Origin of the sequence: Enterobacter asburiae (assembly GCF_001521715.1) — a bacterium.
GTDB lineage: Bacteria > Pseudomonadota > Gammaproteobacteria > Enterobacterales > Enterobacteriaceae > Enterobacter > Enterobacter asburiae.
The window spans coordinates 2,218,854-2,233,713 of record NZ_CP011863.1 but is presented as its reverse complement, the minus strand read 5'-3'; the positions used below and the strand labels follow the sequence as shown (position 1 = coordinate 2,233,713).

The window sequence follows — 14,860 nt, the reverse complement described above, 5'->3', positions numbered from 1 at the left end:
TTAACTGTTAAGCGGTCGAGTATTCACGAGAAAAATCAGAGAATAACCCTGCAACGTTTCGAGGGTTTGTGGCACACTGCGCTTTTCGCACGGTATGGCCGAGATCGTCCGGCGGTTATTGATGAGAGAGTAAAACGACATGAAATGGCTATGTTCTGTAGGTGTCGCCGTCAGCCTGGCGCTGCAACCTGCGCTGGCAGAGGATTTGTTTGGTAATCACCCGCTCACGCCTGAAGGACGGGACGCGTTTGTCACTGAATTGCTCAAAAAAATGACGGTCGATGAGAAAATCGGCCAGCTGCGTCTTATCAGCGTCGGCCCGGATAACCCGAAAGAGGCCATCCGCGAGATGATCAAAGACGGGCAGGTAGGGGCCATCTTTAATACCGTCACCCGCCAGGATATCCGCAAGATGCAGGATCAGGTGATGGATCTCAGCCGCCTGAAAATTCCTCTGTTCTTTGCCTATGACGTGGTGCACGGCCAGCGTACCGTTTTCCCCATCAGCCTCGGCTTAGCCTCCTCCTTTAACCTCGACGCGGTGAAAACCGTTGGGCGCGTGTCGGCTTATGAAGCGGCGGACGACGGTCTGAACATGACCTGGGCGCCAATGGTGGACGTCTCGCGCGATCCGCGCTGGGGCCGCGGCTCGGAAGGCTTTGGTGAAGACACCTATTTAACCTCCACGATGGGTAAAACCATGGTGGAAGCGATGCAGGGCAAAAGCCCGGCGGACCGCTACTCGGTGATGACCAGCGTCAAACACTTCGCGGCCTATGGCGCAGTCGAAGGCGGAAAAGAGTACAACACCGTCGACATGAGCCCGCAGCGCCTGTTCAACGACTACATGCCGCCGTACAAGGCAGGGCTGGATGCGGGCAGCGGCGCGGTGATGGTAGCGCTGAACTCGCTGAACGGCACGCCTGCGACGTCCGACTCCTGGCTGCTGAAAGACGTCCTGCGCGACCAGTGGGGCTTTAAGGGCATCACCGTTTCCGACCACGGCGCGATTAAAGAGCTGATTAAACACGGCACGGCGTCCGACCCGGAAGACGCCGTGCGCGTGGCGCTCAAGTCCGGCATCAACATGAGCATGAGCGACGAGTACTACAGCAAATACCTGCCGGGGCTGGTGAAGAGCGGCAAGGTAACGATGGCGGAGCTGGACGATGCCGCGCGCCACGTGCTGAACGTGAAATACGACATGGGGCTGTTTAACGATCCGTACAGCCACCTGGGGCCGAAGGATTCTGACCCGGCAGATACCAACGCCGAAAGCCGCCTGCACCGCAAAGAAGCGCGTGAAGTGGCGCGCGAAAGCCTGGTGCTGCTGAAAAACCGCCTCGACACGCTGCCGCTGAAAAAATCCGGCACCATTGCCGTGGTGGGCCCGCTGGCCGACAGCAAGCGCGACGTGATGGGCAGCTGGTCTGCGGCAGGCGTGGCCGATCAGTCCGTGACCGTGCTGACCGGGATTAAGAGTGCCGTGGGTGATAACGCGAAAGTGGTGTACGCCAAAGGGGCGAACGTCACCAACGACAAAGACATCGTCACCTTCCTCAACCAGTACGAGGAAGCGGTGAAGGTCGATCCGCGCACGCCGAAGGAGATGATCGACGAGGCGGTGAATACCGCGAAGCAGTCTGACGTGGTTGTCGCGGTTGTGGGCGAAGCGCAGGGTATGGCGCACGAGGCCTCCAGCCGTACCGACATCACCATCCCGCAGAGCCAGCGCGATCTGATCGCCGCCCTGAAAGCCACCGGCAAGCCGCTGGTGCTGGTGCTGATGAACGGGCGTCCGCTGGCGCTGGTGAAAGAGGACCAGCAGGCTGACGCCATTCTGGAAACCTGGTTCGCCGGTACCGAAGGCGGTAACGCCATCGCCGACGTGCTGTTTGGTGATTACAACCCGTCGGGCAAGCTGCCGATGTCCTTCCCGCGCTCCGTGGGGCAGATCCCGGTCTACTACAGCCACCTGAACACCGGTCGCCCATATAACGCCGACAAGCCGAACAAGTACACGTCCCGTTACTTCGACGAAGCTAACGGCCCGCTGTATCCGTTTGGTTACGGCCTGAGCTACACCACCTTCAAGGTTTCTGACGTGAAAATGTCGGCGCCGACCCTGAAGCGTGACGGCAAAGTTACCGCCAGCGTTGAGGTGACCAACACCGGCAAGCGCGAAGGGGCAACGGTGATTCAGATGTACGTGCAGGATGTGACTGCGTCGATGAGCCGTCCTGTTAAGCAGCTGCGCGGCTTCGAGAAGGTCAATCTGAAGCCTGGCGAAACCCAAACCATCAGCTTCCCGATTGACGTGGAGGCGCTGAAGTTCTGGAACCAGCAGATGAAATACGATGCGGAGCCAGGCAAGTTTAACGTCTTTATCGGGGTGGATTCCGCCCGCGTGAATAAAGGCGAGTTCGAGCTGCTGTAACCTTCCTTCCTTTGCATCCCCGACTTCCGGGGGATGCGTCTTACGTTATGCTAAAAAGGCATTTTGCCGGGTAAATCCGCTGTTTTAAGCTACGCTTTTCTCTAAAGCCCCTGAAAAAGGCGATAAAAAAATGAGGATAGCGGAATGACGATTGCAAAGGGGATGTTGGGATCTGCGGTGCTGCTGGCGGCGCTGAGCCTGCCGTTACAGGCCGCGGAGCCGGTAAAAGTGGGCTCAAAGATCGATACCGAAGGCGCGCTGCTCGGCAATATTATTTTGCAGGTGCTGGAAAGCCACGGCGTGAAAACCGTCAATAAAGTTCAGCTCGGCACCACGCCCGTCGTGCGCGGGGCGATCACCTCCGGCGAGCTGGATATCTATCCGGAATACACCGGCAACGGGGCATTCTTCTTCAAAGATGAAAACGATCCTGCATGGAAAAACGCCAAAGCCGGGTATGAGAAAGTCAAAAAACTCGACGCGGAACAGAACAAGCTGGTCTGGCTGACGCCGGCCCCGGCCAACAACACCTGGACTATCGCCGTGCGCAAGGACGTGGCGGAGAAAGGTAAGCTGACGTCTCTGGCGGATCTCAGCCGCTATCTGAAAGAGAAGGGCGACTTTAAGCTGGCAGCGTCCGCGGAGTTTATCGAGCGTCCTGACGCGCTCCCGGCGTTTGAAAAAGCCTACGACTTCAAGCTCGACCAGGCGCAGCTGCTCTCGCTGGCGGGCGGGGATACGGCGGTAACCATTAAGGCGGCGGCGCAGCAGACTTCTGGCGTTAACGCGGCAATGGCCTACGGCACAGACGGCCCGGTGGCGGCGCTCGGCCTGCAAACCCTGACCGATCCAAAAGGCGTACAGCCGATTTACGCTCCGACCCCGGTCGTGCGTGAGGCGGTGCTGAAAGCCTATCCGGATATTGCCGACTGGCTCAAACCGGTCTTCGAAAAGCTGGATGAAAAAACGCTGCAGCAGCTGAACGCCAGCATTGCCGTCGAGGGGCTGGATGCCAAAAAAGTGGCCGCCGACTTCCTGAAACAACAAGGGCTTGTGAAGTAACGGGAAAGGGCTGTGCCAATAAAATGTCATAACCGCGTACTGCTCCTGTTGGCCTGCGTGGCCATCGCGGCGGTCGCGCTGCCGTTTGTAAATGTCGCCCCTAACCGCCTGATGTCAGGGGAGGGGCGCTATCTCTGGGAAGTGTGGGCGTTCACGCCGCGGTGGCTGGCGGCGGCGCTGGCCGCGTGGGTTGCGCTATCGCTCTGGCAAGGGCGCACGGCGCAGTGGCTGACGCTGCTCCTCGCTGAAGGGCTGTTTATCATCCTGTTTTGGGGGCCGGGCAGGCGGCGACGCATATGGCGTCAGCGGAAAGTCCGCTGGCGAGAACCTCGGTGGGCAGCGGCCTCTGGCTGTGGCTGGCGCTGTGTCTGCTGGCCAGCAGCGATGCCATTCGTCGACTCATCTCCAGCGCCGTCTGGCGCTGGGTGCTCAACGCGCAGATATGGTGCATTCCCTTGTTCCTGCTGTTCAGCGGTGAGCTGAACAATCTCTCGCTGCTGAAAGAGTACGCCAACCGTCAGGAGGTGTTTGATGACGCCCTGGCGCAACACCTGACGATCCTTTTTGGCACGCTGATCCCGGCTCTGCTGATCGGGATACCGCTCGGCATGTGGTGCTATCGCCATCCTTCACGCCAGGGCGGGATCTTTGCCGTACTCAACGTGATCCAGACCATACCTTCCGTCGCGCTGTTTGGCCTGCTGATTGCCCCGCTGGCGGGGCTGGTGAAGTCATTTCCGGTGCTGGGAACGCTCGGCATAGCCGGAACGGGGTTAACGCCCGCGCTTATCGCGCTGGTGCTGTATGCGCTGCTGCCGCTGGTGCGCGGCGTGGTCGCGGGCCTGGGCCAGGTCGCGCCGGATGTGCTGGAAAGCGCCCATGCGATGGGGATGAGCGCGCGGCAGTGTTTCTGGAAAATTCAGCTCCCGCTGGCGCTGCCCCTGCTGCTGCGCAGCCTGCGGGTGGTGGCGGTACAAACCGTCGGCATGGCGGTGATTGCGGCGCTGATTGGCGCGGGCGGCTTTGGCGCGCTGGTGTTCCAGGGTCTGCTGAGCAGTGCTCTCGATCTGGTGTTATTGGGCGTTGTGCCCACGATTGCGCTGGCGGTTGTCGTCGACGCGCTGTTTGCCTTATGGCTCGCGCTGCTCAGGAGAAGAGCCAATGATTGAATTTCATGATGTCAGTAAAACCTTTGCCGGTCGCCCGGCGGCGAGCCATCTGAACCTGAACTTTGCCGAGGGGGCGTTTTCCGTGCTGATTGGCACCTCGGGCTCGGGAAAATCCACCACCCTGAAGATGATCAACCGGCTGGTGGAGCATGACAGCGGGCTGATCCGCTTTGCCGGAGAAGAGATCCGCAGCCTGCCGGTGCTGGAGCTGCGTCGCCGGATGGGCTATGCCATTCAGTCTATCGGCCTGTTTCCGCACTGGACGGTTGCGCAGAACATCGCCACCGTGCTGCAGCTGGAGAAATGGTCGCGGGCGAAAATCGCTGACCGGGTGGATGAACTCATGTCTCTGCTGGGGCTGGAGTCCGCGCTGCGCGACCGCTATCCGCACCAGCTTTCCGGAGGCCAGCAGCAGCGCGTGGGCGTGGCGCGCGCGCTGGCGGCTAACCCGCAGGTGCTGCTGATGGATGAGCCCTTCGGCGCGCTGGACCCGGTCACGCGCGGGGCGCTGCAGGCAGAGATGACCCGCATTCACCGCATTCTCGGACGCACGATCGTTCTCGTGACGCACGATATTGATGAAGCCCTGCGCCTGGCAGACCATCTGGTGCTGATGGATCATGGTGAAGTGGTGCAGCAGGGCTCGCCGCTTGAGCTATTAACATGGCCGAAGAACGACTTTGTGCGCGAGTTTTTCGGTCGCAGCGAGCTGGGCGTGAGGCTGCTTTCCCTGCGGACGGTCAGCGACTATATGCGTCGGGAGGAGGTACCGGTGAGCGGCGAACCGCTGCAGGCGCAGATGAGCCTGCGGGATGCCCTCTCGGCGTTTGTCGCGCGCCAGTGCGAGGTATTGCCCGTCTCGGACTCGCGCGGTACGCCGTGCGGAACCTTACATTTTCGCGATCTGCTGGCCGGGGAGGTGACGCGTGAAGGCTCTGCGTGATCCGCTCCTCTGGCTGGTAGCGCTCTTTGTCGCCTTACTGTTTTTGATGCCCCACAGCGCGGCGCTGTTTAACGCTCTTTTCCCGGGCCTGCCGCGGCCGGTTTATCAGCAGGAGAGCTTTATTAATCTCGCTCTGGCGCATCTCTGGCTGGTGGCGCTCTCAAGCGCCATCGCGGTTGTGTTGGGGGTAGGGGCAGGCATCGCGGTCACGCGGCCTGCGGGCAAGGAGTTTCGTCCGCTGGTGGAGACGATAGCGGCGATTGGCCAGACGTTTCCCCCGGTGGCCGTGCTGGCAATAGCGGTTCCGGTGATGGGCTTTGGTCAGCAGCCCGCCATTATTGCGCTGATTTTATACGGCGTATTGCCGGTGCTGCAGGGCACGCTGGCGGGCCTCGCGGCGGTACCGGCGTCGGTGCTGAGCGTGGCTGAAGGGATGGGCATGAGTCGCGGCCAGCGGCTGCGCAAGGTTGAACTGCCGCTTGCGGCACCGGTGATTATTGCCGGGATCCGCACGTCGGTGATTATTAACATCGGGACGGCAACCATTGCGTCTACGGTCGGTGCCAATACGCTGGGAACGCCGATTATAATCGGCCTGAGCGGGTTTAATACGGCTTACATTGTGCAGGGGGCTGTGCTGGTCGCGCTGGCGGCAATCGTCGTCGATCGCCTGTTTGAGCGGCTGGCGCTGTACCTCAGCCGACACCGCCGCGAACAATAAACGAGTATCCTGCCAGCATCACGCCGCCGATACCGCTCACGGCCATCAGGACAAAAAGGGTAATAATGGCCAGTTTGGTTGCCTTCATCATGTGCTCCTGTTGTTAACGGAACAATTATACGGTGAAGCGCAGCTGTTAATGAACCATTAAATGCCGTTATGGCTCATCCGGGCCAAGGGAATAAACCGGGTAACCATTCTCTCGCCATTCCGTCAGCAGCTGCTGCTGCGTGGCGGATGGCACTTCGCCACACCAGACCAGCAGGGTCTGACCGTCGAAAAACTCGGGCTTAAGCTGCGCCAGCGAGTGCGCCAGGACATCCACGCGCCAGCCCTTCTGGGTCGCAATCCACGCTTCCAGCCACAGGCGGGTGGTATCGTGCACGTTCCAGCCGACCACCAGCGCATCTTTTCCGGCTTTGTTCTTCGCTGAGGCAAGGCAGACGGCAATATAGTTGATCAGCACCCCGTCGAGTATGCTGAGCAGCGCCTGCAGGGTGGACTGCTGGCACTGAAGGCGTCGACGGAGCGGAATGAAAAGATGGCTGATCAGCGTCTGTGCCGGATAGTCGCGGCCCTGCTCTTTTATCCATGCGCGCAGGCGCTGAAGATTGCCCGCCTGCAGGAGTCGCAGCAGGGTTTCCTGTTGTTCGCGCCAGAGGTGTTGCGTGTCCGGGTCATCATGGCTCAGCAGGGACTTCACCTTGCCGACCTGCACTCCGTTGTCGATCCAGCTTTTAATTTCGCGGATGCGGTCGATATCGGCCTCATTGAAAAGGCGATGCCCACCGTCGGTCCTCTGCGGTTTAAGCAATCCATACCGTCGCTGCCACGCCCGTAGGGTAACGGGATTGATATCACAAAGGAGTGCCACTTCACCTATTGTGTAAAGCGCCATATTCGCCCCCTGGCTTACGCGTTCCCAGCTTAACTGTAGACCCACTTTGGCGAACCAGGAAGGATTGGTTGATTTTTGAACAAACAATGCGAAGCATGCGCGATATTCAGAAAAAGGTGTGATAACGGACACGATTTTGCGCTTTTTTGGGATGCTTCAAAGAAAGTAAACCCGCATCAGTGTATGTTACGCGTTTTTAGCGTGTGCGGTTTTGAGTATGTACGAGTTTAATCTGGTGCTGCTGTTGCTTCAGCAGATGTGCGTGTTTCTGGTCATTGCCTGGCTGATGAGCAAAACGCGCCTGTTTATCCCGCTGATGCAGGTCACCGTACGTCTGCCGCATAAGCTGCTCTGCTACGTCACCTTCTCTATTTTCTGCATCATGGGGACCTATTTTGGTCTCCATATCGAAGACTCTATTGCCAACACGCGCGCGATCGGCGCGGTGATGGGCGGGCTGCTGGGCGGTCCCGTCGTCGGTGGCCTTGTCGGCTTAACCGGGGGGCTGCATCGCTATTCCATGGGCGGGATGACGGCGCTCAGCTGCATGATCTCGACGATCGTGGAAGGGCTGCTCGGCGGGCTGGTGCACAGCTACATGATCAAACGCGGCCGCCCGGATAAAGTCTTTAGCCCGCTTACCGCTGGTGCCATTACCTTTGTGGCCGAAGTGGCGCAGATGGCGATCATTCTGCTCATTGCCCGTCCGTTTGAGGATGCGCTGCACCTGGTCAGCAGTATTGCCGCCCCGATGATGGTAACCAACACCGTAGGCGCAGCGCTGTTTATGCGCATTCTGCTCGACAAGCGCGCCATGTTTGAGAAGTACACCTCGGCGTTTTCCGCCACGGCGCTGAAGGTCGCCGCCTCGACCGAAGGGATCCTGCGCCAGGGGTTTAACGAAGAGAACAGCATGAAGGTCGCGCAGGTGCTCTACAAGGAGCTGGATATCGGCGCGGTGGCCATAACCGACCGCGAGCGGCTGCTGGCCTTTACCGGCACCGGGGACGATCACCATCTGCCGGGTAAACCGATCTCCTCAGCCTATACACTGCGCGCCATCGAAACCGGTGAGGTGGTGTATGCCGACGGTAACGAAGTGCCTTACCGCTGCTCGCTGCATCCGCAGTGCAAGCTGGGCTCCACGCTGGTGATTCCGCTGCGCGGGGAAAATCAGCGGGTGATGGGGACTATCAAGCTGTATGAGGCCAAAAACCGTCTGTTCAGCTCCATCAACCGCACGCTGGGAGAGGGGATAGCCCAGCTGCTGTCCGCGCAAATCCTGGCCGGGCAGTATGAACGGCAGAAAGCCCTGCTGACGCAGTCCGAAATTAAGCTGCTGCATGCCCAGGTCAACCCGCATTTCCTGTTTAACGCCCTCAACACGCTCAAAGCGGTGATCCGCCGCGACAGCGATCAGGCCGCGCAGCTGGTGCAGTTTCTGTCGACCTTTTTCCGTAAGAACCTGAAACGGCCGTCCGAGATCGTGACCCTCGCCGATGAGATTGAGCACGTGAATGCCTATCTGCAGATCGAGCAGGCGCGTTTCCAGTCGCGCCTCCAGGTGTCGCTCTCCGTTCCGGACGAGCTGGCGTATCAGCATCTCCCGGCCTTTACCCTGCAGCCTATTGTCGAAAACGCCATCAAACACGGCACATCACAGCTTCTGGGAACGGGGGAGATCACCATTGCCGCCAGCCGTTTCAACCACCATCTGGTGCTGGATATTGAAGATAATGCCGGACTTTACCAGCCTTCCGCCTCGGGCGGTTTAGGGATGAGCCTGGTGGATAAACGCCTGCGCGCCCATTTTGGCGACGACTGCGGCATTACCGTCGCCTGTGAGCCAGACCGATTTACCCGTATTACCGTACGACTGCCGCTGGAGGAAAACGCATGTTAAGAGTGCTGATCGTGGATGACGAGCCGCTGGCACGGGAAAACCTGCGCGTTCTGCTGCAGGAGCAGCCTGATATAGAGATTGTGGGGGAGTGCGCGAACGCCATTGAGGCCATCGGTGCGGTGCACAAACTTCGCCCGGACGTGCTGTTCCTCGATATTCAGATGCCCCGCATCAGCGGGCTGGAGATGGTCGGCATGCTCGACCCGGCGCATCGCCCCTACATCGTGTTCCTGACGGCGTTCGACGAATATGCCGTTAAGGCCTTTGAGGAGCACGCGTTTGACTATTTACTCAAGCCGATTGAAGAGAAGCGTCTGGAAAAAACGCTCACCCGTTTACGCCAGGAGCGAACCGTACAGGACGTCACGCTGCTGCCGGAAAATCAGCAGCCGCTGAAGTTTATCCCCTGCACCGGGCACAGCCGGATTTATCTTCTGCAGATGGATGATGTGGCGTTCGTCAGCAGCCGCCTGAGCGGGGTGTTTGTCACCAGCGCGGAAGGGAACGAAGGGTTCACCGAGCTGACCCTGCGCACGCTGGAGAGCCGCACGCCGCTGATCCGCTGCCACCGCCAGTATCTGGTGAACATGGCGCACCTGAAGGAGATCCGCCTGGAAGATAACGGCCAGGCCGAGCTGGTGCTGCGTGCCGGGCAAACGGTACCCGTCAGCCGTCGCTATCTGAAGAGTTTGAAAGAGGCGATTGGCCTGTAAAACTGGTACACTGCGCGCCATTGCATCATCGACATTCGAAGGCTCTATGCTAAGTAACGACATTCTTCGTAGCCTGCGCTACACCCTGAAAGCAAACAATAACGACATGGTGCGCATTCTTGCGCTGTCGGACATGGAATCCACGTCTGCAGGTTTCGATACCTGGATGACCAAAGAAGACGAAGAGGGCTTCGTTCGCTGCCCGGACATTATTCTGTCGGGTTTCCTGAATGGCCTGATTTACGATAAGCGTGGCAAAGATCCGGCTGCGCCAGAGCTGGCGCTGGAGCGTCGCGTGAACAACAACACGGTATTGAAAAAGCTTCGCATCGCGTTCTCGCTGAAAACGGACGATATCGTGGCGATCATGACGGAACAAAAATACCGCGTATCCGTGCCGGAAGTGACCGCCATGATGCGCGCGCCGGATCATAAAAACTACCGCGAGTGCGGCGATCAGTTTCTGCGTAACTTCCTGCGCGGGCTGACCCACCGGGTGCATCACCCGAAGGCGTAAAGTCGGTAGGGTGCGGCCTGATGCCCTCACCCCGACCCTCTCCCACGGGGAGAGGGAGAAAACAAAACGCCATAAAAAAAGCCGGAGATAATCTCCGGCTTTTTTGTTATTTCACCTGCTGGCCAGGCTTCGCGCCTTCGTCAGGGCTTAACAGGAAAATATCTTTCCCGCCAGGGCCTGCGGCCATCACCATCCCTTCAGAGATGCCGAAGCGCATTTTGCGTGGCGCCAGGTTCGCCACCATCACGGTTTGACGACCGATCAGCACCTGCGGGTCCGGGTACGCAGAACGGATGCCGGAGAAGACGTTACGCTTCTCGCCGCCCAGATCCAGCGTCAGGCGCAGCAGCTTGTCAGAACCTTCCACGAACTCCGCGTTTTCGATCAGCGCCACGCGCAGGTCGACTTTGGCGAAATCGTCAAAGGTAATGGTCTCCTGAATCGGATCGTCTGCCAGCGGGCCGGTGACCGGTGCCGCAGCCGCCTTCACCTCTTCTTTAGACGCTTCCACCAGGGCTTCAACCTGCTTCATCTCGATGCGGTTGTACAGCGCTTTAAAGGTGTTCACCTTGTGGCCGAGCAGCGGCTGCGCCATGGCATCCCAGGTCAGTTCAGTGTTCAGGAACGCTTCAGCACGGGCTGCCAGCTGGGGCAGAACCGGCTTCAGGTAGATCATCAGCACGCGGAACAGGTTGATGCCCATGGAGCAGATGGCCTGCAGGTCAGCATCGCGGCCTTCCTGTTTCGCGACAACCCACGGCGCCTGCTCGTCGACATAACGGTTCGCCAGGTCAGCCAGGGCCATGATTTCACGTACCGCTTTGCCGAACTCGCGCGCTTCCCAGGCTTCGCCAATGGTTGTCGCCGCGTCGGTAAAGGTTTTGTACAGGGCAGGATCGGCCAGTTCAGCCGCCATCACGCCGTCAAAACGCTTGGCGATAAAGCCCGCGTTACGGGACGCCAGGTTCACCACCTTGTTGACGATGTCCGCATTCACGCGCTGCACGAAATCTTCCAGGTTCAGGTCGATGTCGTCGATGCGGGAAGAGAGCTTCGCGGTGTAGTAGTAGCGCAGGCTGTCCGCGTCGAAGTGGTTCAGCCAGGTGCTGGCTTTGATGAACGTCCCACGGGACTTGGACATCTTGGCGCCGTTCACCGTCACGTAGCCGTGCACGAACAGGTTGGTTGGCTTGCGGAAGTTGCTGCCTTCCAGCATCGCCGGCCAGAACAGGCTGTGGAAGTAAACGATATCTTTACCGATGAAGTGATACAGCTCGGCAGTGGAATCTTTCTTCCAGTATTCGTCGAAGCTGACGGTGTCGCCACGCTTGTCGCACAGGTTCTTGAAGGAGCCCATGTAGCCGATTGGCGCGTCCAGCCAGACGTAGAAGTATTTGCCCGGCGCGTTCGGGATTTCAAAGCCGAAGTACGGCGCATCGCGGGAGATATCCCACTGCTGCAGGCCGGATTCGAACCACTCCTGCATTTTGTTCGCCACCTGCTCCTGCAGCGCGCCGCTGCGGGTCCACGCCTGCAGCATTTCGCTGAAGGACGGCAGGTCGAAGAAGAAGTGCTCGGAGTCACGCATCACAGGCGTGGCGCCGGAAACCACGGATTTCGGCTCGATAAGCTCGGTCGGGCTGTAGGTCGCGCCGCACACTTCGCAGTTATCGCCGTACTGGTCCGGGGATTTACATTTCGGACAGGTGCCTTTGACGAAACGGTCCGGCAGGAACATGCCTTTTTCCGGATCGTACAGCTGAGAGATGGTGCGGTTTTTGATAAAACCGTTTTCTTTCAGACGGGTGTAGATCAGCTCCGACAGCTCGCGGTTTTCGTCGCTGTGCGTGGAGTGATAGTTGTCATAGCTGATGTCAAAGCCAGCAAAATCGGTCTGATGCTCCTGACTCATTTCGGCAATCATCTGCTCCGGGGAGATCCCCAGCTGCTGCGCTTTCAGCATGATCGGCGTGCCGTGAGCATCGTCCGCACAGATGAAGTTAACCTCGTGGCCGCGCATTCGCTGGTAACGGACCCAGACATCAGCCTGGATATGCTCCAGCATGTGGCCGAGGTGGATTGAGCCGTTGGCGTACGGCAGGGCGCACGTTACCAGAATTTTTTTCGCGACTTGAGTCATAGTAGGCATTACTTCTTTTAACTGTGAAAAGGGTTTTTGATATTACCAAAAGGGGCATTATTAAGTAAGCACAAACCACGGGCTTTCAGGTAAACTTGTTCATCTAAGGTCTTATTCACAAGAACAAAGGAGTCGGGATGAGTTCTCAATCCCAGGCCAAATCACCGGAAGCCTTACGAGCAATGGTCGCCGGGACGCTGGCTAACTTTCAGCATCCAACCCTGAAGCACAATCTCACTACGCTGAAAGCGTTACACCACGTTGCCTGGCTCGATGATACGCTGCATATTGAGCTGCAGATGCCGTTCGTCTGGACCAGCGCCTTTGACGCGCTGAAAGAGCAGACCAGCTCTGAGCTGCTGCGCATTACCGGTGCGAAGGCGATCGACTGGAAGTTGAGCCACAGCATCGCTACGCTGAAGCGCGTGAAAAACCAGCCTGGCGTGAACGGCGTGAAAAACATCATCGCCGTCAGTTCGGGCAAGGGCGGGGTGGGGAAATCCTCTACCGCCGTAAACCTGGCGCTCGCGCTGGCAGCGGAAGGGGCAAAGGTCGGTATTCTGGATGCGGATATCTACGGTCCGTCTATTCCGAACATGCTGGGCGCGGAAAACCAGCGCCCAACCTCACCGGATGGGACCCACATGGCGCCAATTATGGCTCACGGTCTGGCGACCAACTCGATCGGTTACCTGGTGACCGACGATAACGCCATGGTCTGGCGCGGCCCGATGGCCAGCAAAGCGCTGCTGCAGATGCTGCAGGAGACAATGTGGCCGGATCTGGATTATCTGGTGCTGGACATGCCGCCGGGCACCGGTGACATTCAGCTGACGCTGGCGCAGAACATTCCGGTCACGGGGGCGGTCGTCGTGACTACGCCGCAGGATATCGCGCTGATCGACGCCAAAAAAGGCATCGTGATGTTCGAGAAAGTGGAAGTGCCGGTGCTCGGTATCGTCGAGAACATGAGCATGCACATCTGCAGCAACTGCGGTCACCATGAGCCTATCTTCGGTACGGGTGGCGCAGAAAAACTGGCCGCGAAGTATCATACCCAACTGCTGGGACAGATGCCGCTGCACATTACCCTGCGTGAAGATCTGGACAGCGGAAAGCCGACGGTGGTCAGCCGCCCGGACAGCGAATTCGCGGAAATGTATCGCCAGCTGGCGGGACGCGTTGCGGCGCAGCTCTACTGGCAGGGCGAAATCATCCCAGGCGAAATCGCGTTCCGCGCGGTGTAATTCCTCAGCTCGAATTGCCGGGTGGCGCTTCGCTTACCCGGCCTAGAAATGGGACCATCACGTAGGTCGGGTAAGGCGAAGCCGCCACCCGACTTTAACCCAACCGATAGTGCATCAGATAGTACTCTCCGTCCGGAGAATCACCCGTCGCCTCGATGTGCCAGCCGTGCCGCTGGTAAAACGCAATAGCCCGCGTATTCTTCACCAGACACTTAAGCGAACCCGTACTGGTAAACGTTTTCTGTACGTGTTCAAGCAACTCATGCCCGACGCCCATGCTCTGATACTGCGGATCGACAAACAGGTTGTGCAGGAAGTTATCGTTCGTCCAGACGGAGGCAAAACCCAGGCGATGACCGTTCTGAGCAGCAACCCACATCACTTCGTCACGGGTTGCTGCGTCAAAGTCTTCAAGCTGCCAGTCTGCACTGTCCAGCCATGGCCAGGCTTCTCGCCGGGCGTGGAGGTAGAGCGTGCGCAGGAAAGGGCGGTCACTTTCCTGCCAGGGGCGAATCAGAATTGAGTTAGCGGTGATAGAAAATATCTCCATTGTAGGCTTTGTAGATCTTGCCATCAGCATCGCCGATCAGCACGTAGTTCTCACCCATATAGGTCCAGTGGGTTCCGGCATCCGGAGCCGGCAGGTTACGTAACTGGTACTGTTTGATGGTGTACTCCGGCGTTTGATACTGCGCCGGCGCCGTGTCGCCAATCTTGAATTTCGTAAAGTCAGCGATGAACTCTTGTTCTTCATAGGCCTTGATGCCGGATGGCGCAGCGGCCGTTTGCGGGGCAGCGAATGCGGATCCCGCCAGAGACAGTAATACACCCATAAGCAGCAATTTACGCTTAGCCATTTTTTCTCCAGTGATATCGTTACAGATACTTTTCGTCTGCAGGTCGTGCAAAGCGGAGCAGACAGTCCATTTTAAGTATCAACGCAGGGTATGTTTGAAAAAAAATGTAACAAAAGTGGACGGTTTTGTGTAGTCGAATTGGATGATGTTTATCACTGTGGTGAATATTGTCTGCTCTTTATATTTTTAAAATTTATTATTTCACTAATCAATTGTGAAAATAACTTTCGACGTCAAAATTGGACTGATGTGT

At 58.3% G+C, this 14,860-nt stretch carries 13 protein-coding genes and 1 pseudogene; 9 read left to right on the top strand and 5 right to left on the bottom strand.

Features of this window, described 5'->3' with window-relative positions:
* The first annotated feature begins 139 nt into the window (after window positions 1-139).
* From bglX to ACJ69_RS10900, 5 genes and pseudogenes are all read left to right on the top strand, one after another.
* Entirely contained in the window at window positions 140-2,437 is a 2,298-nt protein-coding gene (gene bglX, locus ACJ69_RS10920; RefSeq protein ID WP_059347039.1) for a beta-glucosidase BglX, read from the top strand.
* Window positions 2,438-2,581: 144 nt separating this feature from the next.
* Window positions 2,582-3,499, top strand: coding sequence for a glycine betaine ABC transporter substrate-binding protein OsmF (gene osmF / locus ACJ69_RS10915; protein ID WP_059347038.1), 918 nt, complete (start codon window positions 2,582-2,584; stop codon window positions 3,497-3,499).
* A gap of 12 nt (window positions 3,500-3,511) precedes the next feature.
* Window positions 3,512-4,668: pseudogene (locus ACJ69_RS10910) on the top strand (ABC transporter permease).
* Entirely contained in the window at window positions 4,661-5,611 is a 951-nt protein-coding gene (locus tag ACJ69_RS10905) for an ABC transporter ATP-binding protein (protein ID WP_059347037.1), read from the top strand. The pseudogene ACJ69_RS10910 and the gene ACJ69_RS10905 overlap by 8 nt, the downstream one beginning before the upstream one ends.
* On the top strand, window positions 5,595-6,332 hold the full coding sequence (locus ACJ69_RS10900) for an ABC transporter permease (protein WP_033146011.1): 738 nt from the start codon (window positions 5,595-5,597) through the stop codon (window positions 6,330-6,332). Before ACJ69_RS10905 ends, ACJ69_RS10900 begins: the two co-directional genes overlap by 17 nt.
* Here ACJ69_RS10900 and ACJ69_RS24915 read toward each other — a convergent pair.
* Both ACJ69_RS24915 and mlrA read right to left on the bottom strand, forming a co-directional pair.
* A complete protein-coding gene (locus tag ACJ69_RS24915) occupies window positions 6,307-6,420 on the bottom strand; it encodes a protein YohO (RefSeq protein ID WP_008500895.1) in 114 nt (37 codons plus the stop codon). The genes ACJ69_RS10900 and ACJ69_RS24915 overlap by 26 nt on opposite strands.
* Window positions 6,421-6,489: 69 nt before the next feature.
* Window positions 6,490-7,230, bottom strand: a complete 741-nt coding sequence (mlrA, locus tag ACJ69_RS10895; protein WP_029740179.1) for an HTH-type transcriptional regulator MlrA — start codon at window positions 7,228-7,230, stop codon at window positions 6,490-6,492.
* Between the two features lie 217 nt (window positions 7,231-7,447).
* Between mlrA and ACJ69_RS10890 the strand changes: the two genes are divergently transcribed.
* From ACJ69_RS10890 to ACJ69_RS10880, 3 genes are read left to right on the top strand one after another with little or no spacing between them, the layout of a single operon-like run.
* Window positions 7,448-9,133 carry a sensor histidine kinase gene (locus ACJ69_RS10890; RefSeq protein WP_023312444.1) on the top strand — a complete coding sequence of 562 codons (1,686 nt, stop codon included), beginning with the start codon at window positions 7,448-7,450 and terminating at the stop codon, window positions 9,131-9,133.
* A complete protein-coding gene (gene btsR / locus ACJ69_RS10885) occupies window positions 9,127-9,846 on the top strand; it encodes a two-component system response regulator BtsR (RefSeq protein WP_023312443.1) in 720 nt (239 codons plus the stop codon). The genes ACJ69_RS10890 and btsR overlap by 7 nt, the downstream gene beginning before the upstream one ends.
* A 46-nt stretch (window positions 9,847-9,892) precedes the next feature.
* Entirely contained in the window at window positions 9,893-10,363 is a 471-nt protein-coding gene (locus tag ACJ69_RS10880; RefSeq protein ID WP_023312442.1) for a YehS family protein, read from the top strand.
* A gap of 106 nt (window positions 10,364-10,469) precedes the next feature.
* On the opposite strand, the gene metG is transcribed toward ACJ69_RS10880, so the two are convergent.
* Complete coding sequence (gene metG, locus ACJ69_RS10875; protein ID WP_059347036.1) at window positions 10,470-12,503, bottom strand: methionine--tRNA ligase; 2,034 nt, start codon at window positions 12,501-12,503, stop codon at window positions 10,470-10,472.
* Window positions 12,504-12,640: 137 nt separating this feature from the next.
* Here metG and apbC point away from each other — a divergent pair, with 137 nt between their 5' ends.
* Complete coding sequence (gene apbC / locus ACJ69_RS10870) at window positions 12,641-13,750, top strand: iron-sulfur cluster carrier protein ApbC (protein ID WP_029740176.1); 1,110 nt, start codon at window positions 12,641-12,643, stop codon at window positions 13,748-13,750.
* Between the two features lie 94 nt (window positions 13,751-13,844).
* Here the strand turns inward: apbC and ACJ69_RS10865 are convergent, their stop codons facing one another.
* Both ACJ69_RS10865 and ACJ69_RS10860 read right to left on the bottom strand, forming a co-directional pair.
* Window positions 13,845-14,300: a GNAT family N-acetyltransferase gene (locus ACJ69_RS10865; protein ID WP_232248317.1), complete on the bottom strand. Its 456-nt coding sequence runs from the start codon at window positions 14,298-14,300 to the stop codon at window positions 13,845-13,847.
* On the bottom strand, window positions 14,275-14,607 hold the full coding sequence (locus tag ACJ69_RS10860) for an RcnB family protein (protein ID WP_029740174.1): 333 nt from the start codon (window positions 14,605-14,607) through the stop codon (window positions 14,275-14,277). The genes ACJ69_RS10865 and ACJ69_RS10860 overlap by 26 nt, the downstream gene beginning before the upstream one ends.
* Window positions 14,608-14,860: the final 253 nt, after the last annotated feature.

Excerpts from the sequence above, each read along its gene's own strand:
- ACJ69_RS10860 (WP_029740174.1), bottom strand. The coding sequence starts at position 14,607 with ATGGCTAAGCGTAAATTGCTGCTTATGGGTGTATTACTGTCTCTGGCG.
- ACJ69_RS10865 (WP_232248317.1), bottom strand. The coding sequence starts at position 14,300 with ATGGAGATATTTTCTATCACCGCTAACTCAATTCTGATTCGCCCCTGG.
- metG (WP_059347036.1), bottom strand. The coding sequence starts at position 12,503 with ATGACTCAAGTCGCGAAAAAAATTCTGGTAACGTGCGCCCTGCCGTAC.
- osmF (WP_059347038.1), top strand. The coding sequence starts at position 2,582 with ATGACGATTGCAAAGGGGATGTTGGGATCTGCGGTGCTGCTGGCGGCG.
- mlrA (WP_029740179.1), bottom strand. The coding sequence starts at position 7,230 with ATGGCGCTTTACACAATAGGTGAAGTGGCACTCCTTTGTGATATCAAT.
- ACJ69_RS10880 (WP_023312442.1), top strand. The coding sequence starts at position 9,893 with ATGCTAAGTAACGACATTCTTCGTAGCCTGCGCTACACCCTGAAAGCA.
- ACJ69_RS24915 (WP_008500895.1), bottom strand. The coding sequence starts at position 6,420 with ATGAAGGCAACCAAACTGGCCATTATTACCCTTTTTGTCCTGATGGCC.
- btsR (WP_023312443.1), top strand. The coding sequence starts at position 9,127 with ATGTTAAGAGTGCTGATCGTGGATGACGAGCCGCTGGCACGGGAAAAC.
- apbC (WP_029740176.1), top strand. The coding sequence starts at position 12,641 with ATGAGTTCTCAATCCCAGGCCAAATCACCGGAAGCCTTACGAGCAATG.
- ACJ69_RS10890 (WP_023312444.1), top strand. The coding sequence starts at position 7,448 with ATGTACGAGTTTAATCTGGTGCTGCTGTTGCTTCAGCAGATGTGCGTG.
- ACJ69_RS10905 (WP_059347037.1), top strand. The coding sequence starts at position 4,661 with ATGATTGAATTTCATGATGTCAGTAAAACCTTTGCCGGTCGCCCGGCG.
- bglX (WP_059347039.1), top strand. The coding sequence starts at position 140 with ATGAAATGGCTATGTTCTGTAGGTGTCGCCGTCAGCCTGGCGCTGCAA.